A 20,920-nucleotide genomic window follows, 5' to 3' on the forward strand; every position below is an offset into this window, starting at 1 on the left:
CGTCTCCGGACCGCCTGTGGCCGGACATAAGCCGCCCACGATCGCGGCACGCTTCTCCCGTCTCAGCGTCTCCGGACCGTCTGTGGCCGGACATAAGCCGCCACCGGCCACCACGTGCTCCTGCCGTCCCAGCGTCCCCGGACCGTCTGTGGCCGGACATAAGCCACCACCGGCCACCACGTGCTCCTGCCGTCCCAGCGTCCCCGGACCGTCTGTGGCCGGACATAAGCCACCACCGGCCACCACGTGCTCCTGCCGTCCCAGCGTCCCCGGGTCGCCTGGGGCCGGACATAGGCCGCCCACGATCGCGGCGCGCTTCTCCCGTCTCAGCGACCACCACCCGTCTGTGGCCACCAAATGGCGCCCACATACGGGCAATTCGGGCGGCGTGCGCAGGCTTTGAGGTCTTGGTGGTCGCCTGTCGGGCTCTGACTTCCATCTCCCCGTCATTCAGCCGCCAAGACCACCCCGACCCGCCCCGAATCAGTGGCGTTCTATGCCCAACCTCGGTCGGTTCATCAGTCCCATAGACGAGAGGAGCCTGTTGTGGCCGGTGGCGGTCTACGTCCGGGCCCGACCGGTCGTCGGTCGCCGAGACGACAGGAGCGTGGGTGGCCGGTGGCGGTCTATGTCCAACCACAGGCGGTCGGTCTGCCGCCTGACGGCCTGCACTCGTGATGGCCGGTGGGCGGCCTATGTCCGGCCACAGACGGGACGGGGACGCTTGGCCGGGAGAAGCGCGTAGCGATCCGGTGCGCCCGGTCGTCCGGTCCTGCTGCCCGGGTCTGGTTTCGGGGAAGTGGAGCTGTCCGCCCGAAGGGCGGCCGGTCGGGCGGCAGCCGCCGCCCGACCTCCCGAGCATGGCCGCATGGGGTCCTGTCCCCCTGCCCTTCTTTCGGGGCTTCCCGTCAGTCCTTGTCTTTCCGGGGCCGGCCGACCTGTCAAGGGTGGAGCGCAGCGACATCGCGAAGCGACGCGACCGGAGGGAGCGCCCTTGACAGGGCGGACGGACACGGAATGACACTGGGACTGCCGGGAAGGCCCCCCGCCTGCTCCTTCGATTCCGTCCAGGCGAAGCCCTGGCCGTCCCCTGGCCCCGCCCAACCGACCAGCCCGGCCCGGTAGGGCCCGCCCCGGCCAGCCGACGCCCGGCAGTTGAGCGGGGTCGCGGCCCTGGCCCGCAACCCAACCCCCGCCGGGGCTGGAGAGCGAGGTCTCGGCCCGGCCCCGCAGCCGACCCCGCCGAGGCTGGAGAGCGGGGTCTCGGCTCGGCCCCGCGGCCCACCCCCGCTGAGGGGAAAAGCGGGGCTCCGCCCGGGCGGGGGGGCGGTACCGCACAGCCGGCCAGCGGGCCGGGCCGTGCGCCACGCAGCCCCGGCCCGCGTCCGGACTCCCGGCTGGGCGAAGCCCCCAGGGGTGGGTGGCACACCCCCGCCCGGGCCCGGCCCCGAGCGGGGGGCAAAGAAGTGCGCCCGCGCCATGCGCCCGTATCCCCCGTCGGGGCGGGAAGCGGGCCCGCGCCAGGCGCTGCGTACCCCCGGCACGAGGTCAGCGGGCCTTAGTGGTCCCTTCCGGTCCGGTACAGCACTTCGATCTCCGCTGCGTAGCGTTCTGCCACGGCCTTTCGGCGCAGTTTGAGGGTGGGAGTGAGTTCCCCTCCTGCGATCGTGAAGTCTCCGTCCAGGAGGTGGAACGCGCGGATGCGGGCCGGGCGGGAGACCTTCTCGTTCGCCTCCGCCACCGCCTGTTCGACGAGCGCGCGGACCTGCGGGTGGGATGCCGGGGACGGGCCCGGGTCGATGCCCTCACGGCTCGCCCATCCCGCCACCTCCTCCGCATCCAGGGTGATCAGTGCGACCGGGTGCGGGCGGCGGTCGCCGATCATGACGGCGCGGGACACGTACCGGCTGTGCTGGATGGCGAATTCGACCTCTGACGGGGTGATGTTCTTTCCCGCCGAGGTGATGATCAGATCTTTCTTCCGTCCGGTGATGGTGAGGTAGCCGTCCGCGTCGAGCGCGCCCAGGTCGCCGGTGTGCAGCCAGCCGTCCCCGTCCACCGTCTCCGCCGTCGCCGCGTCGTTCGCGTGGTAGCCGGGGAAGACCATCGGCCCGCGGGCCAGGACCTCCCCGTCGTCCGCGATGCGGACCTCGCAGCCCGCGATGGGCCGGCCGACCGTCCCGTGGCGGACGGCCCCCGGGTGGTTGAGGGAGATGACTCCGCCGGATTCGGTCATGCCGTACCCCTCGAACACCGCGATCCCGCAGGCCCGCAGGAAGTCCAGGGTGGCGGGGGCGATCGGGGCGCCGCCGGTGAGGGCCCAGCGGAGCCGGCCGCCGAGGGCGGCGCGGACCGGGGCGTAGAGGGATGCCTCCGCCGCCTCCCACGCGGCCCGCTCGGCCTCCGGAAGCCTGCCTTCCGACGCCAGTACGCCGAGCCGGACCGCCTCTTCGAAGCGCTCCCGGCCGCCCTCCGCCGATTCCGCCAGTGAAAGGACCATCGAGTGGATCTTCTCGAAGAGGCGGGGTACGGAGGGCAGGTGGGTGGGCCGGGCCTCCGCCAGTTCCGCGACCACGTCCTCGATCCGGCCGCCGAAGTAGCACAGTTCGCCGCCCTCCAGCAGGGTGGTGAACTGGATCAGCTGCGCGAGGAGGTGGGCCAGCGGCAGGTAGAGGTAGGTGGAGTCGCCGGGGCCGCCGGAGATCAGCGGCAGGGTCGCGTCCTGGATCGCGCCCAGGTTGCCGTGGGTCAGCCGGCAGCCCTTGGGCAGGCCGGTGGTGCCGGAGGTGTAGACGATCGCCGCGTCGTGGGAAGGGCGGACGGTGGCCGCACGGGCCTCGATCTTCCCCGCCGGGTCTGGAAGGGTGCAGCCGTCTTCGTGCTGTTGGGTGCACAGGTCGTCCATCTGGGCCAGCGCGCGTAGTTTGGGGAGTTGGTCCCGTAGGTTCGCCACCCGCGCGGCCTGCGCCGCGTCGTCGCACACGACGAGCACCGCCTCCGAGTCGGACAGCACCCAGGCGATCTCCTCCTCCCCCGCGGTCGGGTACACCGGGACGATCACCGCGCCCGCCGCGAGCACCCCGAAGTGGGTGTACGTCCACTCCGGGCGGGTCTCGGCCAGTACGGCGACCCGCTCGCCCGCCGCCACCCCCAGCCCGAGCAGGGCCGAGCCGACGGACCGTACCGCCGCGGCCAGTTGGTCGTACGTACGGGTCTCCCACGGGTCGTCGGCCGAACCGTCCCGACTGCCCGGACGGCCCGCGGCGCCCCGGCCGCCGCGGCGGTACCGGAGGGCGGTGCCCTGCCCGTACCGTTCCGCCGCCCATTGCGTGAACACCGCCAGCGTCTCCGGCCGGACGGCCCCCACCTGCCGTACGACGTCGTCGTCGCCCATCGCGTGCCTCCCTGAGTCGGGTGTCCCACGACGCTAGGCATCCGGCGGCGTCCGGCGGCATGACCGGAAGCGTCACCACCGCTGACCTCAGCGCTCATTCCGGCTACCGTCACAGGCATGGGGAGGCGGACGATCACCGTGCACCATGTGCGCGCCGTGCTCGCGGGGGCGCGGCGCAGCGGCATCGACACCGTGCCGCTGTTGCAGGCGGCGCAGATTCCGCCGCTGCTGCTCGGGGACGACCGGGCGCGGATCACCCCGGCCCAGTTCGCCCGCCTGTTCCGGGCCCTGTACCGGACCACCCAGGACGAGTTCCTGGGGCTCGGCAGCGGTCCGCCGAGCCGGCCCGGCACCTTCGCGATGATGTGTTACGCCTCCCTGGGCTGCCGGGACCTGGGCGCGGCGATCCGGCGCGGGGTGGCTTTCTACGGGCTGTTCCCGGGCGGCCCGGACCTGGCGCTGGAGGTGAGCGGGGACGAGGCGCGGTTCACCGTCCGCAATGACCTCGCCCTGGACGAGGAGCGGTTCCTGACGGAGTGCCTGCTGGCCATCTGGCACCGGCTGTGCAGTTGGCTGATCGGGCGGCGCATCCCCCTCGCGTACACCGATTTCGCGTATCCGCCGCCGCCGCACAAGGACGAGTACGCGGTGCTGTTCGACTGCCCGGTCCGGTTCGGGGAGGGCCGGACCGGCGCGGTCTTCGACGCGCACTGGCTGGCCGCGCCGCTGGTCCGCGACGAGCCGGCGCTCGATGCGATGCTGCGCCGGGCCCCGTTCGACCTGCTCTCCCGCCCGGAGTACGGAACCACGGTCGCGGAGCAGGTACGCCGGGCCCTGGCGCAGGAGTTGCGCGTCTCGCCGCGGCTGCCGGTGCTGGGGGAGGTGGCGGCCCGGCTGGCGGTGTCGCCGGCCACGCTGCGCCGTCGGCTTCAGCAGGAGGGGACGTCGTTCCAGCAGCTCAAGGACCATGTGCGGCGGGATGCGGCGATCGCCGGGCTGGCCGAGGGCGGGGAGCCGATCGCGGAGCTGGCGGCGCGGCTGGGGTTCTCCGAGGACACCGCGTTCCACCGGGCGTTCCGGCGGTGGACGGGGACGACTCCGGGGGCGTACCGGCTCCGCAGTCAGTAAAGGTGAGCTGCCCGGTCAGCGACCTTCCGACCGGTCGGTCACTACCTTCTCCTCACCTACCCCCGCACGGACCGTTGGGAGAGCCGCCCCATGCGCATCCGCAATACAGCCCTGGCCGCCGTGGCCACGCTGGCCGTCTCGGCCGCGATCCCCGCCGCCACCGCCACCGCCACCACCGCCACCGCCGGAACCGCCGGAACCGCCACCGCCGAGACCGGTACGACCGCCGCCGGTACGACCGCCGGTACGACCGCCGCCGCCTCGCCCGGCGACATCGTCGACTCCGCCCCGTCCGCCTTCCACCCGCTGCCCGGCCAGCCGACCAACACCAAGGCCTGGAAGATCCGCTACCGCTCCACCACCGCCGACGGCGCCCCCAACGTCGTCTCCGGCACGGTGATCGTCCCGCAGGACGGCCGGACCGGACCGCGCCCGCTGATCACCTACGCGGTGGGAACCGTCGGGCTCGGCGACTCCTGCGCGCCCAGCAACAACTTCCCGCACGGCACCGCCATGGAGGCCAATCTCATCCAGCAGCTGACCTGGCGCGGCTGGGCCGTGGTGGTCACCGACTACGAGGGCCTCGGCACCCCCGGCACGCACACCTACACCGTCGGCCGGTCGGCCGGCCACGCCATGCTCGACGCGGCGCGGGCCGCCCAGCGCCTGCCGGAGGCCGGGCTGTCGGCGGACGGTCCGGTCGGCATCATGGGCTACTCGCAGGGCGGGCAGGCGAGCAGCTGGGCCGCCGAGCTACAGGGCGGCTACGCACCGGAGCTGAAGGTGAAGGGCACGGCGACCGGCGGGGTCCCGGGCGACCTGCTGCGAGTGGCGGACTTCAACAACGGTTCGTACGGCTCCGGGCTGATCTTCATGGCGGCGGCCGGACAGGACGCGGCATTCCCCGAGTTGGACCTGGACTCGTACCTGAACCCGGCCGGCAAGGTGCTGGTCGACTTCATGCGGAACAACTGCGTGGCGATCGACGCGACGGTCGGATCGTTCAAGCGGATCTCCGACCTCACCACCTCCAACCCGCTGGACCGGCCGGACTGGCAGGCCCGGCTGAACCAGTCCAGGCTCGGGCGGACCGCCCCGGCCGCGCCGGTGTACCAGTACCACGCGCTCGCCGACGAGCTGATCCCGTACGGGGTGGGCAGGCAGCTGCGCAACGACTGGTGCGCGCGGGGCGCGAACGTGACGTGGGAGACCATCTGGGTCGGCGAGCACGTCAGCGGTGTGATCACGGAGGCCTTCGAGGCGCAGAACTGGCTGGCGGACCGGTTCGCGGGCCGCCCGACGGGCGGCAACTGCTGAGGCCACGGCTCCGGTTCGCCCGGGACCCCGCCGGCGCTCACTCGTCGGCGGGGCAGGACCGTGTTCCGTTCGGCAGCGTGCCGTCGACCAGGAAGGCGTTCACCCACTCGCGGACGCAGGCCGAGCTGGAGTAGGCGGTGTGGCCGTCGCCCTTGTAGTCCAGGACCACCGCCGAGCCCAGCCGTCGGGCGGTCTCCTCGGTCCACTGGTACGGCGTCGCCGGGTCGCCGCGGGTGCCGACGAGCAGCATGCGCGGGGCGCCGGGCCGGTCGATCTTCCGGATGAAGTCGGTGCCGGCCGGGCGGCCGTAGCAGGCGAGCACGGTCATCAGCTGGGCCGGGCCGAAGATCCGCGAGACCTTGCGGAACTCGCCTTCCAGGCTCTCGATCTCCCGCTCCACGACCGCCGGGCTCGCCTTGTCGTTGCCGCGGTCGGGGTCGTCGGCGCAGTTCACGGCGACCAGGGCGGCTTCGGGGTTGTCGGCGGGCACCGGCTCCGGGTCCGCCGGATCCGGCGGCTCGGGGTCGGCCGGGCCGCCGATCTCGAGGAGGCCGGCCGGGTCGCCTTCGCGTTCGGCCATGCCGAGCCCGCGGTTGAGACCCGGCCACCTGGCTTTGGAGTAGAGGGCGGCGGATATCGCCCCCACCGCGTCCTGGCCGGTGAAGTCCGAGCCGTCCTGGCCGATCAGCGGACCGGCGTCGAGCCGGGTCACCAGGGCGTCCACCTTCTCCTTCGCGGTGCGGGTGTTGGTCCCGTACACGCAGTCCTCCTGGTGGGCGCACCAGGACAGGAAGTTGTCCAGGGCCTGCTGCTGGCCCTTGGCAGAGACCAGGGCCTGCTCGGCGAGCGGCTCGCTGAGGGTGTCGACCCCGTCGAGGACCATCCGGCCGGTCCGCTGCGGGAACTGTGCCGCGTACACGGCGCCGATCCGGGTGCCGTACGAGAAGCCGAGGTAGTCGAGCTTCTTCTCGCCGAGGGCCTGCCGGATCAGATCCAGGTCGCGGGCGACGTGGATGGTGCCGACGTACGGGAGGACCGGGCCGGAGTTGCGGGCGCAGCGCTCGGCCACCGCGCGCAGGGCGGCCAGCTGGGACGCGGCGTCGCCCGCCGGGGCGGGTTCGTCCGGGCCGGTTGCGTCCGGCTGGAGCGAGCCGCCACAGCTGACCGGCTGGCTGTGGCCGACCCCGCGCGGGTCGAAGGCGACCAGGTCGTAGGACTCGGCGAGGTCGGCGAACTCGCGGGAGACGCCGGCGAGGGTGGCGATGCCGGGGGCGCCCGGCCCCCCGAAGTTGAGCAGCAGCGAGCCGCGCCGGTGGTGGCCGGTGGCGGGGATCTTGGCGAGGGCCAGCTCGAGGGTGCCCTTGGCGGGGGCGGCGTGGTCGATGGGGACGGTGAGGGTGCCGCAGCGCAGGCCGGCCGGGACGGGCCGCTCGGGGCAGTCGTCGCTCCAGCGGATCTGCGGGGCGGGGGTGGGCTCCGGTTGCGGGGCCGCGGCCCCGGCGCCCGGCGCGGGCGCGGACAGGGCGACCACGGCGGCTATCCCGGCCATTGCGGCCGCCGCAGACTTGCGTCGGGATCGGCTCACGGAGCCTCCTCGCAGGTGCCCCCCGGCCTCGAACCACGATAGACCCGCACCCACCACCACGCCCCTCGGGCCGAGGGCCGGGGCCGGGGCCCCCGCGCGGGGCCTCTCCCCCGCACCGGCGGCCGCGCCCGTCGCGCCGGGTGCCGGGCTCGGGGCTCGCTGCGAGGCGCCTTTCCCCGCACCCGCGGCCACGCCCCTCGAGGGCCGGTGAGCCGGGGCCGAGGGCCGGGCCGAGGGCCGGGAGCCGGGCCGGGGGGCCGGGGCCGCGGGGGCCGGCAGCCGGGCCGGGGGCCCCTGCGCGGGGCTTTCCCGCCCCGCCCCCCGCCCCTTCCCGCCGTACCCGATATGCGGCTTCGCCGCATGGGGGGGGACGCGCCCCGGATCCCCTCGGGGGCTCGCCCCGGGCTCCCGGGACGGCGCGCTTCGCGCCCGTCCGGGCGAAGCCCGGTGCACGGGCTTCGCGCCCGTTCGGGCGAGGTCCGTGCATCCAGGGGGTGCACGGGCCCGGCCCCGCTCATGCCCCGGTTACGGCCGGCCGGGGCGGTACAGGGCTTCTATGTCCTTCTCGTGGTCGCGGGCGATCGCCGCCCGCCTGAGCTTGAGCGACGGTGTCAGATGACCCCGCTCCTCGGTGAAATCCCCCGGCAGGACCGCGAACCGGCGGATCGATTCCGCGCGCGAGACCAACCTGTTGGCCTCGTCGACGGCCCGTTGGAGGTCGGCGCGCAGCTCCTCGTCGTGGACGAGTTCGGCGATCGGGACGCGCTCCTTCTTCCGCATCTGCCGCCAGTGCGCGAGCCCGTCCGGTTCGAGGGTGACGAGCGCGGTGATGTAGGGGCGGTTGTCGCCGATGACCAGGCACTGGCCGACCAGCGGGTGGGCGCGCAGCCAGTCCTCCAGGGGGGCCGGGGCGACGTTCTTCCCCGCCGAGGTGATGATCAGGTCCTTCTTCCGCCCGGTGATGGTGAGGTAGCCGTCGGCGTCGAGCTCGCCGATGTCGCCGGTGGCGAACCAGTGCCCCGGGGGCATGGGGTGGGGGTCGTTCCAGTACCCGGCGAAGACGTGCCGGCCGTACAGCAGGACCTCCCCGTCGTCGGCGATCCGTACGGCGCTGCCGGGCAGCGGCCAGCCGACGGTGCCGAGGCGGGGGCGGAGCGGCGGGGTGACGGTGGTGGCGCCGGTGGTCTCGGTCAGCCCGTAGCCCTCGAAGACCTCGATGCCGGCCCCGGTGTAGAAGGCGGCGAGGCGCCGCCCCAGCGGGGACCCGCCGCTGATCACGTACCGGACGCGGCCGCCGAGTGCGGCGCGTATGCGGCGGTACACGAGCGGGTCGTACAGGGCGCGGGCGGCCCGGACCCCGAGGCCCGGGGTGCGGCCCTCCGCCATCTCGCCGACCCGCCGGGCGATGCGGGCGGCCCGGTCGAAGGAGGCGGCCCGGCCCATCTTCTCTGCGGTGGCGCGGGCGGTGTTGTAGACCTTCTCCAGGACGTACGGGATGGCCAGCAGGAAGGTCGGCCGGAATCCGGCCAGGTCCTCCAGCAGGTCCTCGGTCCGGATGCTGGGCGCGTGCCCGAGCTTCACCCGGGCGCGCAGGCAGCCGACGGCGACCATGCGCCCGAAGACGTGCGACAGCGGCAGGAAGAGCAGGGTGGAGGCCGGGTCCTTGCTGACCGCCTTGAAGACGGGGTGCAGCAGTTCGGTGGCGTTGTCCACTTCGGCGAAGAAGTTGCCGTGGGTGAGGACGCAGCCCTTGGGCCGGCCGGTGGTGCCGGAGGTGTAGACGAGGGTGGCGACGGATTCGGGGGTCCGGTTGCGGCGGCGCTCGTGCACCAGCGCGTCGGGCACCCGGGCGCCGGCCTTCACCAGCCTGCCGACGGCCCCGGTGTCGAATTCCCACAGGTGGGCGAGGCCGGGCAGGTGGGCGCGTTCGGCGCTGATGATGCGCGCCTGGACCTTTTCCTCGACGGCGCAGGCCACGGCGCCGGAGTCCTGGATGATCCAGCGCGCCTGGAGCGCGGAGGAGGTCGGGTAGATGGGTACGGTGACCAGCCCGGCGGCCCAGCCGGCGAAGTCGAGCAGGGTCCACTCGTAGGAGGTGCGGGCCATGATGGCGAGCCGGTCGCCGGGCTGCAGGCCCTCGGCGATCAGGCCCTTGGCGACGGCAAGCACTTCGGCCGCGAACTCGGCGGCGGTGACGTCCCGCCAGCTGCCGTCCGGCTGCTTGCGGGCGAGCACGGCCTCGCCGGGTGCCCGCTCGGCGTTCTCGAAGGGGATGTCGCCGAGCGATCCGGTCACCGGTACGGAGGCCAGCGCGGGGACGGCCACCTCCCGTACCGCCCCGTCCTGCACGGTCTTGACGGGCTGCACCAGCTGCGGACCGGCTTCCACGGTGACCTCCTCGCCCACGACGTCGAGTTACCGCCGGTAATCTACGCACGGGCCGGCCCGCCTGGCCACCCTCCGAACCGAACCCTCACGAACACACCACAGCCCCCGCCCGGACGGGGGCGGGGGCTGTGACGAGCCGAAGGGCGTCGCGGATCGGAGCCGGATCAGGCGGTGGCGGCGGCCGGGGCCGGAGTCCGCTCGTCCAGCGGGGAGCCGGAGGCCGAGTCGTACGCCTCCTTGTCCAGGATCCCCTCACGGGCGGCGACCACGACCGGCACCAGGGCCTGGCCGGCCACGTTGGTGGCAGTGCGGACCATGTCCAGGATCGGGTCGATCGCCATCAGCAGGCCGACACCGGCCAGCGGCAGGCCCAGTGTGGACAGGGTCAGGGTCAGCATGACCGTGGCGCCGGTGAGGCCGGCGGTGGCGGCGGAGCCGACCACCGAGACGAACGCGATGAGCAGGTACTCCTTGATGCCGAGCTGCACGTCGAAGATGTTCGCGATGAAGATCGCGGCGAGTGCCGGGTAGATCGCGGCGCAGCCGTCCATCTTGGTGGTCGCGCCGAACGGCACGGCGAAGGAGGCGTACTCCTTCGGGACGCCGAGGCGCTCGGTGACCTTCTGGGTGACCGGCATGGTGCCGACCGAGGAGCGGGAGACGAAGGCCAGCTGGATGGCGGGCCAGGCGCCCTTGAAGAACTGCAGCGGGTTGACCTTGGCGACGGTCGCGAGCAGCAGCGGGTAGACGCCGAACATCACGAGCGCCGAGCCGATGTACACGTCGGCGGTGAAGGTCGCGTACTTGCCTATCAGGTCCCAGCCGTAGGAGGCGATGGCGGTGCCGATGAGGCCGACCGTACCGATCGGGGCGAGGCGGATGACCCACCACAGGGCCTTCTGGAGCAGCTCCAGGATGGACTGGGCGAGGGTGAGGACCGGCTGGGCCTTCTCGCCGAGCTGCAGGGCGGCGATGCCGGCGACGGCGGCCATGAAGACGATCTGCAGGACGTTCAGTTCGGTGAACGGGGTGATGACGTCCGTCGGCACGATGCCGGTCAGGAAGTCGATCCAGGAGCCTTCGCGCTTGGGCAGCTTGCCGTCGGCCGGGGTGAGGCCGGTGCCGGCGCCCGGGTTGGTGAGCAGGCCGATGGCGAGGCCGATGGCCACCGCGATCAGTGAGGTGATCATGAACCAGAGCAGCGTGCGGGTGGCCAGCCGGGCGGCGTTGTTGACCTTCCGCAGGTTGGTGATCGACACCAGGATCGCGAAGAAGACGAGCGGGGCGACGGCGAGCTTCAGCAGCTGGACGAAGATGTCGCCGACGTGCCCGAGCGTGGTGGTGAGCCAGCTGATGTCCTGGGCGCGGGCGAGCCAGCCGAGCAGGACGCCGAGCACCAGACCGGTGACGATCTGGGCCCAGAAGGGGAACTTGAACGAGGTTTTCGGGTTCGTGGTCGCGGTCGCGGACACGGGCACACTCCGGGGGTGGCGCACAAGAGGGGGGACGTTTCTGCGGGCTACTGCGAAGTGCTTACGGACAGCAACGGGCCGCGGACCCGCGGCGGCAGAAATCGACGTGCAGGCGCACCACGAGCGGGAGGCTCGTGGCCATGGGAGGCGCAACTGGCGTCAACATGTTTAAGACGCTAACACTTCTGCTTTGAGATTCTCAAAGGCTTACTTTGAGCCGGACCGACACCGGGTCCCCGCGGAAACGCCGCCGCCCCAGCGCCCGGGCGGAATCCCGGTGCTGGGGCGGTTGGGTGTGTGAGGAAGCTAACTGGGTGCAGGGGCCCCTAGGAGCCGGCGCGGGCGACGTCGTCGGCCGCGTCCTCCTGGTTGCGATTCGCGGCGAGCCGCTCCTTCGCACCCTCGACGCGTCCGGCGATCTGCTGGGACATGTCCTCGCGCTGCTTGCGGAGCAGTACGAAGGACAGCGGCGCCGACAGCACCAGCGCGAGCAGTACGACCCAGGCGAGGTTCGCGTCCCCGAGCCCGGCGGGCACCCACCGGAGCCTGACGAGGGCGAAGACGACGAGGAAGCACCCGACGAAGATGCCCAGCCGCATCGCGGTGTACCGGATGGCTGCGTTCGACTTCCCGGTCACGGTGACCCCTTCTCTCTGCGTCGGTCCTGCCGGTCCAGTGAAGCACGTCCGGGTCCGGATCAGTTCAGCGGGAGGAGGAGGGTGATGTCGTCGCGGTCCTCGCCGGGGGCCACGCGGATGGCGTCCGGGACGCGGCCGACCTCCTTGTAGCCGCAGGACTCGTAGAAGCGCTCCAGGCCGAGGCCGCCGCGGCAGCCGAGGCGGACCGCCTCGATGCCGTCGATGGTGCGGGCCGCGTCGGCCACGGCTGCCATCAGGTCGCGGCCGTGGCCGCGGCCTTGGAGGTCGGGGTGGACCATGACCGTGTACGCCCACAGCCAGTGCGTCATCAGGCGGTGGGTGTTGAGGGTGAGGAAGGCGGTGGCGGCGACCCGGCCCGTGTCGTCGCGGCCGACGAGCAGGCGGCTACCGCCGTCCGCGACGGCGGTGAGCTGCTTGATTAGCGCCGGACGGATGTCGTCCCGTACGACCGGCGGGACGAAGCCCACGGCGCCGCCGGCGTTGGAGACGTCCGTCCACAGGTCGAGGATGCCCTCGTGCAGGGCGGGGTCGATCGACGGATCCAGGGTGAACGTAAGGGTCATTGGCCGAGAGTATCCATTACGGCTGTGGCGGCGCCAGCAAAAACGCCCCGGTCCGGCATGCGGACCAGGGCGCTCGGGGCACAGCGGGGGTGAGGGTGTCAGAGGCGCATCGGCTGCGGCGACTCCCGCAGCGAGGCGTCCGGACCCGGGTACTCGCGAATGATCTCGTACCGCGTGTTCCGCTCGACCGGGCGGAAGCCGGCCTCGCGGATCAGCTCCAGGAGGTCGTCCCGGGTGAGCTTGTTGGGGGTGCCGTAGTTGTCGGCGTCGTGCGTGATCTTGTACTCGACCACCGAGCCGTCCATGTCGTCCGCACCGTGCTGCAGCGCCAGCTGGGCGGTCTGCACGCCGTGCATCACCCAGAAGACCTTCACGTGCGGGACGTTGTCGAAGAGGAGGCGGGAGACCGCGAAGGTCTTCAGCGCCTCGGCCCCGGTGGCCATGGTCGTGCGGGCCTGCAGCCTGTTGCGGACCTTGCCGTCCTTCATGTCCACGAAGTCGTGCTGGTAGCGCAGCGGGATGAAGACCTGGAAGCCGCCCGTCTCGTCCTGGAGCTCGCGCAGCCGCAGTACGTGGTCCACGCGGTGGCGCGGCTCCTCGATGTGGCCGTAGAGCATCGTCGACGGGGTCTTGAGGCCCTTCTCGTGCGCGAGGCGGTGGATGCGGGACCAGTCTTCCCAGTGGGTGCGGTGGTCGACGATGTGCTGCCGGACCTCCCAGTCGAAGATCTCCGCGCCGCCGCCGGTCAGCGACTCCAGGCCCGCCTCGATCAGCTCGTCCAGGATGTCGGACGCCGAGAGGCCGGAGATGGTTTCGAAGTGGTGGATCTCGGTGGCCGTGAAGGCCTTCAGCGAGACGTTCGGCAGCGCCTTCTTCAGCTCGGAGAGCGAGCGCGGGTAGTAGCGCCACGGCAGGTTCGGGTGCAGACCGTTGACGATGTGCAGCTCGGTGAGGTTCTCGTTCTCCATGGCCTTGGCCAGGCGGACGGCCTCCTCGATGCGCATCGTGTACGCGTCCTTCTCGCCCGGCTTCCGCTGGAACGAGCAGTACGCGCAGGACGCGGTGCACACGTTCGTCATGTTGAGGTGGCGGTTGACGTTGAAGTGGACGACGTCACCGTTCTTGCGCGTGCGCACCTCGTGGGCGAGGCCGCCGAGCCAGGCCAGATCGTCCGACGCGTAGAGGGCGATGCCGTCCTCGCGCGTCAGCCGCTCGCCGGAGCGGACCTTCTCCTCCAGCTCACGCTTGAGCCCAGCATCCATGCGCCGGTCGCCTCCTGTCGTCATGTCCTGCAACCCTGCCCCACCGTACGCCTAACCCTCTTCGGGCAGTTCCCCGACCCGGTTCTCCCACTTGGTGGAGAGCACGATGGTGGTACGGGTCCGGGAGACGCCCTTGGTGCCGGACAGCTTGCGGATGATCTTCTCCAGGCCGTCCACGTCGCTGGCGCGCACCTTGAGCATGAAGGAGTCGTCGCCGGCGATGAACCAGCAGTCCTCGATCTCGGCGAGGTCGCGCAGCCTGCGGGCCACGTCCTCGTGGTCGGCGGCGTCGGAGAGCGAGATGCCGATGAGTGCCGTGACGCCGAGGCCGAGCGAGGCCGAGTCGACGGTTGCGCGATAGCCGGTGATCACACCGGCCGTCTCCAGCCGGTTGATCCGGTCGGTGACGCTGGGGCCGGAGAGGCCCACGAGCCGGCCCAGCTCCGCGTACGAGGCACGTCCGTTTTCCCGGAGTGCCTGGATGAGCTGCCTGTCCACCGCGTCCATGTATCTGGACCCTTCTATTATTCGGCGATCCTGCAAGTTTACGTATAGAATCGAAGGCGCACAGGGTCGACACCCTGTGAATCTTTCAACAGATCAATGACGATCTTCAGGAGTGGTTCACCGTGTACACGATCGAGATGGCCTACGCCCAGATGCGACAGCTTCAGGAGCAGGCCAACCGATCCCGTGCCCACCAGCGACTCGTTGCCGCGCAGCGCGCCGACAAGGCCGCCAAGCCGCGCAACGCCAAGAAGCGCTAGCCCCGACGCCGGCACTAGACCTGGGTGCGAGAGCCCCCAAGCTCTCCCTCCCAACGGCGGTACAGCCGGTGCGGCACCCCTGCCGCGTCCAGCACCCGCCCCGCGACGAAGTCCACCAGATCCTGGATGTGCGTCGCACCCGCATAGAACGCCGGAGAGGCGGGCAGCACCACGGCGCCCGCCTCGTCCAGCGCCACCAGATGCTTCAGCGTCTGACCGTTCAGCGGGGTCTCCCGCACCGCGACCACCAGCCGGCGCCGCTCCTTGAGCGTCACGCTCGCCGCCCGCTGCAGCAGGTCCTTCGACAGGCCGAGCGCCACCCCCGCCACACAGGCCGTACTGGCCGGCACGATCAGCATCCCCTTGACGGCGTACGAGCCCGAACTCGGTCCGGCGGCCAGGTCCCCCGCACCCCAGTACCGCACCCCGTCGAGCGGCACGTCCCGGAAGGTACCGGGCTTCCCGTCGGCCCCCCGGCCCAGCCACTCGGCGAGATCCCCGCGCCAGTGGGCGTCCCGGAAGGCGATGCCGGTCTCGTCCAGCAGGGTCAGCCGCGATGCCCGGCTGACCACCAGGTCCACGCTCTCCCCGGCCGCGAGCAGCCCACGGAGCACCGCCGCCGCGTACGGAGTCCCCGAAGCCCCGGAAACCCCGACCACCCACGGGGTGCGCTTGCGCTCAGTCATGCCTCCGAGACTATCCGGCCACCCCGTGCGGGCACTCGCCACGGTGTGCCGTACGTTCTCCCGCTACGGGACCCGAGCGCAGGGGGCAGCGATGAACCCGAGGAACATCCGGCACACCCGCAATGCCCGGAACACCGGGACCGGACCGATGACCGACGGCGAACGCGCCAGGACCGCCGGCTTCCTGATGCTCGGCTGGGTGGCCCTGCTCTGGCTGCTCGAAGCGGTCGACGCGGCCACCGGCCATGCGCTCGACGCGTACGGGATCACCGCGCGGGAGGTCGGCGACCTGCCGTCGGTGCTGTCCGCACCGTTCATCCACTTCGGCTGGGAGCACGTGGCCGGGAACAGCCTCCCGCTGCTGGTCCTCGGCTTCCTCACCGCGCTGGGCGGCATACGCCGCTTCCTGCTCGTCTGCGCCGTGGTCATCGTCGCGGACGGGCTCGGGGTGTGGCTGCTCTCCCCCGCCGACAGCAATACGGCGGGCGCCTCGGGCCTGGTCTTCGGCCTGTTCGGCTATCTGGTGGTCCGCGGCTTCGTGGAGCGCCGCCCCACCGGCATCATCGTGGGCCTGCTCGTCGCCGCCATCTGGGGCAGCACCATCCTGGCCGGCCTGGGCCCGACGGACTCCTCGGTCAGCTGGCAGGGCCACCTGATCGGCCTGACGGCGGGCGCGGCCACCGCCTTCCTGCTGCCGAAGGCCCCGGCCGGCCGCGCCGGGGTCTACGGCTGAGCCCGCGGCCGCCCGGAAAGCACCGCCTCGAGCCGTTACCGTCCCAGACCGCGCACGAGGAGATCGGCCAGCGCGAAGACGAAGAGGCAGATGCCGATCGCCCCGTTCACCGTGAAGAACGCACGGTTCAGGCGGGACAGGTCGTGCGGCCGCACGATCGTGTGCTCGTACACGAACGCGGCCGCGACCACCGCGAGGCCCAGCCAGAACAGCACACCGGCGTCGGTGGCCAGGGCGTACCAGGCCAGCAGCACCGTGGTGACGGCATGGCAGGAGCGGGCGCCCCGGATGGCCGCCGGGATGCCGAAGCGGGCGGGGACCGACTTCACGCCCTCGGCACGGTCCGACTCCACGTCCTGGCAGGCGTAGATCAGGTCGAAGCCGCCGATCCAGATGCCGATGGCCAGACCGAGGATCACCGCGTCCCAGGACCAGGCCCCGGTGACCGCGAGCCAGGCGCCGACCGGGCCCATCGCCTGGGCCAGGCCCAGGATGGCCTGCGGGAAGTTCGTGAACCGCTTGCCGTACGGGTAGACCACCATCGGGACCACCGCGACCGGCGCGAGCGCCAGGCACAGCGGGTTGAGCAGGGCCGCGGCGCCCAGGAACACGGCGAGGGCGATCCCGGCTCCGGTCCAGGCGGACCGGACCGACACGGCGCCGGTCACCAGCTCGCGGCCGGCGGTGCGCGGGTTCCGCGCGTCGAGCTCCCGGTCGATGATCCGGTTGGCGGCCATCGCGAAGGTCCGCAGCCCCACCATGCAGACGGTGACCAGCAGCAGCTCCACCCAGTGGATGCTCGCGGTCTCCTGGAACATGGCCGTGAGCGCGGCGATGTAGGCGAAGGGCAGCGCGAAGACCGAGTGCTCGATCATCACCAGCCGCAGGAAGGCCTTGACCTTGTTGGTGGCCTCGGGCGCGGGCCCGGGTCCGATCACGCCGTCGGCGGTGGTCATCATGCGAGGCCCCTCCGGAACTCCTCCGCGTCGGCGCGGAGCTCCGCGACCGGCAGCGTGCCGAGCTCGACGTCCAGCGGCTCGGTCTCGTCGGCGCCGGCGCCGGCGTCGGCGGGCGGCACGACCCGCGCGGCCAGCGAGACCCGGTCGTCGCCGGCGGTCCGGCCGGTCACGGCGAGCGCGCCCCCGGCCAGGTCCAGCTCGAAGTCGGTGCCGGCGTCCAGGGCGGCGAGCAGTGCGGCCGCGAACGCAGCCGCTTCCGCGTCGGCGAGCTCCGGCAGTTCGAAGCCGCGGCCCTCCCCGTCCGTACGGTCGGCGAACACCTGCCAGGTGCCGGAGGTCCCGGCGAACTCCTGCGGGGTGACCCCGGCCTGTTCGGCGGCGAACCGCAGCCCGGGGTCGGTCGGGTCGAGTTCGGGGCGGATCAGCGCCACGCAGGGGGTGTCGGCCCCGAGGAAGAGGGCGGAACCGCCCATGGCAAGGGGGCTCACAGCCCGTACTCCTTCCAGCGGCGGTCCACCAGGGCCGCCGTCGCCGGGTCGGACTCCACCATGTCGGGCCAGCCGCCGTCGCGGGTGTAGCCCTCCTCGGGAAGCTTCTTCGTCGCGTCGATGCCCGCCTTGCCGCCCCAGAACTGCTGGTAGGAGGCGTGGTCCAGGTGGTCCACCGGGCCCTCGACGACGGTGAGGTCGCGGGAGTAGTCGGTGTTGCCCAGGGCCCGCCAGGACACCTCGTGCAGGTCGTGGACGTCGCAGTCCTTGTCCACCACGATGATCAGCTTGGTCAGGGACATCATGTGCGCGCCCCAGATGGCGTGCATGACCTTCTGCGCGTGCTTGGGGTACTTCTTGTCGATCGAGACGATCGCGCAGTTGTGGAACCCGCCCGACTCGGGCAGGTGGTAGTCCACGATGTCCGGGACGATGATCTTCAGCAGCGGCAGGAAGAAGCGTTCCGTCGCGCGGCCCAGCGGCCCGTCCTCGGTCGGCGGCCGGCCGACCACGATCGACTGGAGCAGCGGACGCCTGCGCATCGTGATGCAGTCGATCTTCAGCGCGGGGAAGGGCTCCTGCGGAGTGTAGAAGCCGGTGTGGTCGCCGAACGGGCCCTCGGGGAGCATCTCGCCCGGCTCCAGCCAGCCCTCGACCACGACCTCCGCGTTCGCCGGGACCTGAAGCGGGACGGTCTTGCAGTCGACCATCTCGATCCGCTTGCCCGCGACGAAGCCGGCGAAGAGGTACTCGTCGATGTCTCCCGGCAGCGGGGCGGTCGAGGCGTACGTGACGGCGGGCGGGCAGCCGAAGGCGATGGCGACGGGCAGCCGCTCGCCGCGGGCCGCAGCCACGGCGTAGTGGTTGCGGCTGTCCTTGTGGATCTGCCAGTGCATGCCGATGGTGCGCTTGTCGTGGCGCTGCAGCCGGTAGAGGCCGAGGTTGCGGACGCCCGTCTCCGGGTGCTTGGTGTGGGTGAGCCCCAGGTTGAAGAAGGAGCCGCCGTCCTTCGGCCAGGTGAACAGCGCGGGCAGCCGGTCGAGGTCCACGTCCTCGCCGGTCAGCACGACCTCCTGGACGGGTGCGGCATCGCCCTTCACCTTCTTCGGCGGGACGTGCACCATCGAGCCGAGCTTGCCGAAGGCCTCGCGTACGCCGATGAAGCCCTGCGGGAGCTCCGGCTTCAGCAGCCCGCCGATCTTCTCGCTGATCTCGCCGTACGACTTCAGGCCCAGCGCCTTGAGCAGGCGGCGGTCGGTACCGAAGACGTTCATGGCGAGGGGCATGTCCGAGCCCTTGACGTTCTCGAAGAGAAGCGCCGGCCCGCCCGCCTTGTTCACTCTGTCGACGATCTCCCCGACCTCGAGGTACGGGTCAACTTCGGCCTTGATGCGCTTGAGGTCGCCCTCCCGCTCCAGAGCCCGGAGCAGCGAGCGGAGATCGTCGTAAGCCATACGGGCAAGTATCCGCCACGGACTACCCTGGAAGCGTCACCGGGGCCCGTCGGGGCCCGCCGCGAACGCCTGGGGGTCGGTCCCACACCGTGCTGCGCTATCTGCCGTTCCTGCTGCTCATCGGGCTGACCATCTATGCCTTCATCGACTGCCTGAACACGCCCGAGGAAGAGGTCAAGCACCTCCCCAAGGTGGTGTGGGTGATCATCATCCTGCTGTTCTCGATCGTCGGCCCGGTGGTGTGGCTGTTCACCGGGAAGAAGCGCTCCGCGGCAGGTGGCGGCCGGTCCGGCGGCCGGCGCACCCAGTGGGTGGCACCCGACGACAACCCGGACTTCCTCAACCGGCTCCGCGACGAGCAGGACCGCAGGCGCCAGGATCCGAAGCCGGACCCGAAGCAGGACCCGAAGCAGGACCCGGACGCCGACAAGAGCGACTCCTGAGCCGCTGGCCGGTTCCGTCCGTAGACGGCTGACCGGCGGGCCGGGCACGGTGTGCCGCGGCGCCCCCACAGGCAATCCCTGGGGGCGCCGTCACGTGTCCGACCACAAGCAACGGAGTGAGCCGTGAAGAAGTCCGTCGGGGCGGCCGGAGCCCTGTTCTGTTCCGTCGCCCTCGCCGTGGGCCTGGCGACGCCCGCGGCCGCCGACAACCCGTCGAACGGCCGGTACAACACCATCCGGGCGACGCACACCGGCATGTGCGCAGCCGTCGGCAACAACTCGACCAGCGCCGGCGCCGGGCTGATCCAGTTCCCGTGCGACTACAAGTACAACAAGCAGTTCCTCGCCCAGGGGGCCGGCACGGACGCCTACTTCCTGCGCGTACGGTCCACCAACATGTGTGTGACCCCGCAGAGCGGCGCCGAGCACGCCATCCTCGTCCAGGCGCCGTGCGTCAACGTGGACTCGCAGGTGTGGGTGGCCGAGTACGCCGGCAGCGACAGCTGGCGGCTGCGGAACCGGGCCACGGGCTTCTGCATGGGAGTCGCCTGGGGCACCACCAACAGCGGCCAGCCGCTGGACCAGTCGACCTGCGGCGCGTTCAACGGCCAGACCTGGCGGTTCATCGTGGCGTAGCGACCCGCGCCCGCGGCCGACCGGCACGCTCCCGGCGCTACCGGGGGGCGTCGCCGGCGGCACCGGCAGGACCGGCGGCACCGGCGGCTGCACCGGCCGCGACGCGTTCCGCCGCCCGCGCGAAGGCCCGTACCGCGCCCGTGTTGTCGGCGGCCCGCCAGACCAGGCCGTAGCCGACCGGCGCCGCGTCCTCGAAGGGCACGTACACCACGCCCGGGCGGGAGTAGTACGTCGCGGTGTGGGCCGCCGACAGCAGCGCGCCCCGGCCGGCCGCCACCAGCATCAGCGCCTCCTGAAGGTTCGTGACCTCGGGTCCGCGCGCGATGGGGCGGCCGCCCGGGGTCCGGGCCGGGGTCTGGCGCTCGCGCCGGTACGGGGGGAGGGCGCCGGCGATGGACAGCAGCGGTACGTCGGCCAGGTCCTCCAGGCTCAGCGAGGTGCGGCCGGCCAGCGGGTGGCCGGCGGCGACGGCGAGCACCCGGTCCTCGGTGAGGAGTTCGGGTCCCTCGCCCAGGTCGGCCTCGCGGACCGGGAACTCGGCGAAGGCGAGGTCGAAATCGCCGCTGCGGAGCTGCCCGTACGGGTCGGACAGCGGGACCTCGCAGACCTCCACGGCCAGGCCGGGATGGCTGGCACGCAGCGCGGCCGCGGTCTTGAGGACGAGTTCCCCGGCGGGCGGGGTGGAGAAGCCGACGTGCAGCACTCCGTCGGCGGCCCGGGCGGTGGCGGCGGCCCGGTCCAGGGCGGCCTCGATGCCGCGGTGGTGGGGTTCGAGGTCCTCGCGCAGTTGCCGGCCCAGCGCGGTGAGGGCCACGCGGCGGCTGGTCCGCAGGAAGAGGGGGGCTCCGACGCGGCGCTCCAGACGCTGCGTCAGCTGGCTGATCCGGGCGCGGGAGAGGAGCATCCGCTCGGCGGTGCGGCCGAAGTGCAGTTCCTCGGCCAGGATCAGGAAGCACTCCAGTTCATCGCGATCGGTAAGCATGGCT

19 protein-coding genes are annotated in these 20,920 nt (G+C 72.0%); 6 read left to right on the top strand and 13 right to left on the bottom strand.

The window, feature by feature from the left end:
* Positions 1-1,558: 1,558 nt before the first annotated feature.
* Complete coding sequence (locus AB0447_RS30790) at positions 1,559-3,394, bottom strand: AMP-dependent synthetase/ligase (RefSeq protein WP_366480129.1); 1,836 nt, start codon at positions 3,392-3,394, stop codon at positions 1,559-1,561.
* Between the two features lie 117 nt (positions 3,395-3,511).
* Here AB0447_RS30790 and AB0447_RS30795 point away from each other — a divergent pair, with 117 nt between their 5' ends.
* Together AB0447_RS30795 and AB0447_RS30800 are read left to right on the top strand one after the other, a co-directional pair.
* Positions 3,512-4,522: an AraC family transcriptional regulator gene (locus AB0447_RS30795; RefSeq protein WP_366480130.1), complete on the top strand. Its 1,011-nt coding sequence runs from the start codon at positions 3,512-3,514 to the stop codon at positions 4,520-4,522.
* Between the two features lie 90 nt (positions 4,523-4,612).
* Complete coding sequence (locus AB0447_RS30800; protein WP_366480131.1) at positions 4,613-5,839, top strand: lipase family protein; 1,227 nt, start codon at positions 4,613-4,615, stop codon at positions 5,837-5,839.
* A gap of 37 nt (positions 5,840-5,876) precedes the next feature.
* Here the strand turns inward: AB0447_RS30800 and AB0447_RS30805 are convergent, their stop codons facing one another.
* From AB0447_RS30805 to AB0447_RS30835, 7 genes are all read right to left on the bottom strand, one after another.
* Positions 5,877-7,424: an alpha/beta hydrolase gene (locus tag AB0447_RS30805; RefSeq protein WP_366480132.1), complete on the bottom strand. Its 1,548-nt coding sequence runs from the start codon at positions 7,422-7,424 to the stop codon at positions 5,877-5,879.
* A 525-nt stretch (positions 7,425-7,949) separates the two neighbouring features.
* Positions 7,950-9,812, bottom strand: coding sequence for an AMP-dependent synthetase/ligase (locus AB0447_RS30810; protein WP_366480133.1), 1,863 nt, complete (start codon positions 9,810-9,812; stop codon positions 7,950-7,952).
* Positions 9,813-9,976: 164 nt separating this feature from the next.
* Entirely contained in the window at positions 9,977-11,284 is a 1,308-nt protein-coding gene (locus AB0447_RS30815) for a dicarboxylate/amino acid:cation symporter (RefSeq protein WP_366480134.1), read from the bottom strand.
* A 326-nt stretch (positions 11,285-11,610) separates the two neighbouring features.
* Positions 11,611-11,922: a DUF4229 domain-containing protein gene (locus tag AB0447_RS30820; protein ID WP_366480135.1), complete on the bottom strand. Its 312-nt coding sequence runs from the start codon at positions 11,920-11,922 to the stop codon at positions 11,611-11,613.
* 59 nt (positions 11,923-11,981) lie between these two features.
* On the bottom strand, positions 11,982-12,506 hold the full coding sequence (locus tag AB0447_RS30825) for a GNAT family N-acetyltransferase (protein WP_366480136.1): 525 nt from the start codon (positions 12,504-12,506) through the stop codon (positions 11,982-11,984).
* Positions 12,507-12,604: 98 nt separating this feature from the next.
* The gene (gene mqnE, locus AB0447_RS30830) at positions 12,605-13,768 is read right to left on the bottom strand and encodes an aminofutalosine synthase MqnE (protein ID WP_366480137.1); all 1,164 of its coding nucleotides are present in this window, start codon (positions 13,766-13,768) and stop codon (positions 12,605-12,607) included.
* 51 nt (positions 13,769-13,819) lie between these two features.
* Positions 13,820-14,275 (bottom strand): Lrp/AsnC family transcriptional regulator, encoded by a 456-nt coding sequence (locus AB0447_RS30835; protein WP_366480138.1) that lies wholly within the window; start codon positions 14,273-14,275, stop codon positions 13,820-13,822.
* Between the two features lie 122 nt (positions 14,276-14,397).
* Here AB0447_RS30835 and AB0447_RS30840 point away from each other — a divergent pair, with 122 nt between their 5' ends.
* Positions 14,398-14,535 (top strand): hypothetical protein, encoded by a 138-nt coding sequence (locus AB0447_RS30840; RefSeq protein ID WP_366480184.1) that lies wholly within the window; start codon positions 14,398-14,400, stop codon positions 14,533-14,535.
* A 14-nt stretch (positions 14,536-14,549) separates the two neighbouring features.
* Here the strand turns inward: AB0447_RS30840 and AB0447_RS30845 are convergent, their stop codons facing one another.
* Positions 14,550-15,221, bottom strand: coding sequence for a UbiX family flavin prenyltransferase (locus AB0447_RS30845; protein ID WP_366480139.1), 672 nt, complete (start codon positions 15,219-15,221; stop codon positions 14,550-14,552).
* A 148-nt stretch (positions 15,222-15,369) separates the two neighbouring features.
* Between AB0447_RS30845 and AB0447_RS30850 the strand changes: the two genes are divergently transcribed.
* The gene (locus tag AB0447_RS30850) at positions 15,370-15,954 is read left to right on the top strand and encodes a rhomboid family intramembrane serine protease (protein ID WP_366480177.1); all 585 of its coding nucleotides are present in this window, start codon (positions 15,370-15,372) and stop codon (positions 15,952-15,954) included.
* Between the two features lie 35 nt (positions 15,955-15,989).
* Here the strand turns inward: AB0447_RS30850 and mqnP are convergent, their stop codons facing one another.
* From mqnP to AB0447_RS30865, 3 genes are read right to left on the bottom strand one after another with little or no spacing between them, the layout of a single operon-like run.
* Positions 15,990-16,913 carry a menaquinone biosynthesis prenyltransferase MqnP gene (mqnP, locus tag AB0447_RS30855; RefSeq protein WP_366480140.1) on the bottom strand — a complete coding sequence of 308 codons (924 nt, stop codon included), beginning with the start codon at positions 16,911-16,913 and terminating at the stop codon, positions 15,990-15,992.
* A complete protein-coding gene (locus AB0447_RS30860) occupies positions 16,910-17,401 on the bottom strand; it encodes a hypothetical protein (RefSeq protein ID WP_366480141.1) in 492 nt (163 codons plus the stop codon). The genes mqnP and AB0447_RS30860 overlap by 4 nt, the downstream gene beginning before the upstream one ends.
* Positions 17,398-18,855: a menaquinone biosynthesis decarboxylase gene (locus AB0447_RS30865; RefSeq protein ID WP_366480142.1), complete on the bottom strand. Its 1,458-nt coding sequence runs from the start codon at positions 18,853-18,855 to the stop codon at positions 17,398-17,400. Before AB0447_RS30865 ends, AB0447_RS30860 begins: the two co-directional genes overlap by 4 nt.
* 89 nt (positions 18,856-18,944) lie before the next feature.
* Between AB0447_RS30865 and AB0447_RS30870 the strand changes: the two genes are divergently transcribed.
* Both AB0447_RS30870 and AB0447_RS30875 read left to right on the top strand, forming a co-directional pair.
* Positions 18,945-19,298 carry a PLD nuclease N-terminal domain-containing protein gene (locus AB0447_RS30870; RefSeq protein ID WP_366480143.1) on the top strand — a complete coding sequence of 118 codons (354 nt, stop codon included), beginning with the start codon at positions 18,945-18,947 and terminating at the stop codon, positions 19,296-19,298.
* Between the two features lie 123 nt (positions 19,299-19,421).
* On the top strand, positions 19,422-19,934 hold the full coding sequence (locus tag AB0447_RS30875; protein ID WP_366480144.1) for an RICIN domain-containing protein: 513 nt from the start codon (positions 19,422-19,424) through the stop codon (positions 19,932-19,934).
* 37 nt (positions 19,935-19,971) lie between these two features.
* Here the strand turns inward: AB0447_RS30875 and AB0447_RS30880 are convergent, their stop codons facing one another.
* Positions 19,972-20,916 carry a LysR family transcriptional regulator gene (locus AB0447_RS30880; protein ID WP_366480145.1) on the bottom strand — a complete coding sequence of 315 codons (945 nt, stop codon included), beginning with the start codon at positions 20,914-20,916 and terminating at the stop codon, positions 19,972-19,974.
* Between the last annotated feature and the right edge of the window lie 4 nt (positions 20,917-20,920).

Source organism: Streptomyces sp. NPDC051211 (assembly GCF_040689505.1).
Lineage (GTDB): Bacteria > Actinomycetota > Actinomycetes > Streptomycetales > Streptomycetaceae > Streptomyces.

Bases quoted from the DNA above. Each gene is read 5' to 3' on its own strand.
- AB0447_RS30790 (WP_366480129.1), bottom strand. From the start codon at position 3,394: ATGGGCGACGACGACGTCGTACGGCAGGTGGGGGCCGTCCGGCCGGAG.
- AB0447_RS30795 (WP_366480130.1), top strand. From the start codon at position 3,512: ATGGGGAGGCGGACGATCACCGTGCACCATGTGCGCGCCGTGCTCGCG.
- AB0447_RS30800 (WP_366480131.1), top strand. From the start codon at position 4,613: ATGCGCATCCGCAATACAGCCCTGGCCGCCGTGGCCACGCTGGCCGTC.
- AB0447_RS30825 (WP_366480136.1), bottom strand. From the start codon at position 12,506: ATGACCCTTACGTTCACCCTGGATCCGTCGATCGACCCCGCCCTGCAC.
- mqnE (WP_366480137.1), bottom strand. From the start codon at position 13,768: ATGGATGCTGGGCTCAAGCGTGAGCTGGAGGAGAAGGTCCGCTCCGGC.
- AB0447_RS30835 (WP_366480138.1), bottom strand. From the start codon at position 14,275: ATGGACGCGGTGGACAGGCAGCTCATCCAGGCACTCCGGGAAAACGGA.
- AB0447_RS30845 (WP_366480139.1), bottom strand. From the start codon at position 15,221: ATGACTGAGCGCAAGCGCACCCCGTGGGTGGTCGGGGTTTCCGGGGCT.
- AB0447_RS30850 (WP_366480177.1), top strand. From the start codon at position 15,370: ATGACCGACGGCGAACGCGCCAGGACCGCCGGCTTCCTGATGCTCGGC.
- mqnP (WP_366480140.1), bottom strand. From the start codon at position 16,913: ATGATGACCACCGCCGACGGCGTGATCGGACCCGGGCCCGCGCCCGAG.
- AB0447_RS30865 (WP_366480142.1), bottom strand. From the start codon at position 18,855: ATGGCTTACGACGATCTCCGCTCGCTGCTCCGGGCTCTGGAGCGGGAG.
- AB0447_RS30880 (WP_366480145.1), bottom strand. From the start codon at position 20,916: ATGCTTACCGATCGCGATGAACTGGAGTGCTTCCTGATCCTGGCCGAG.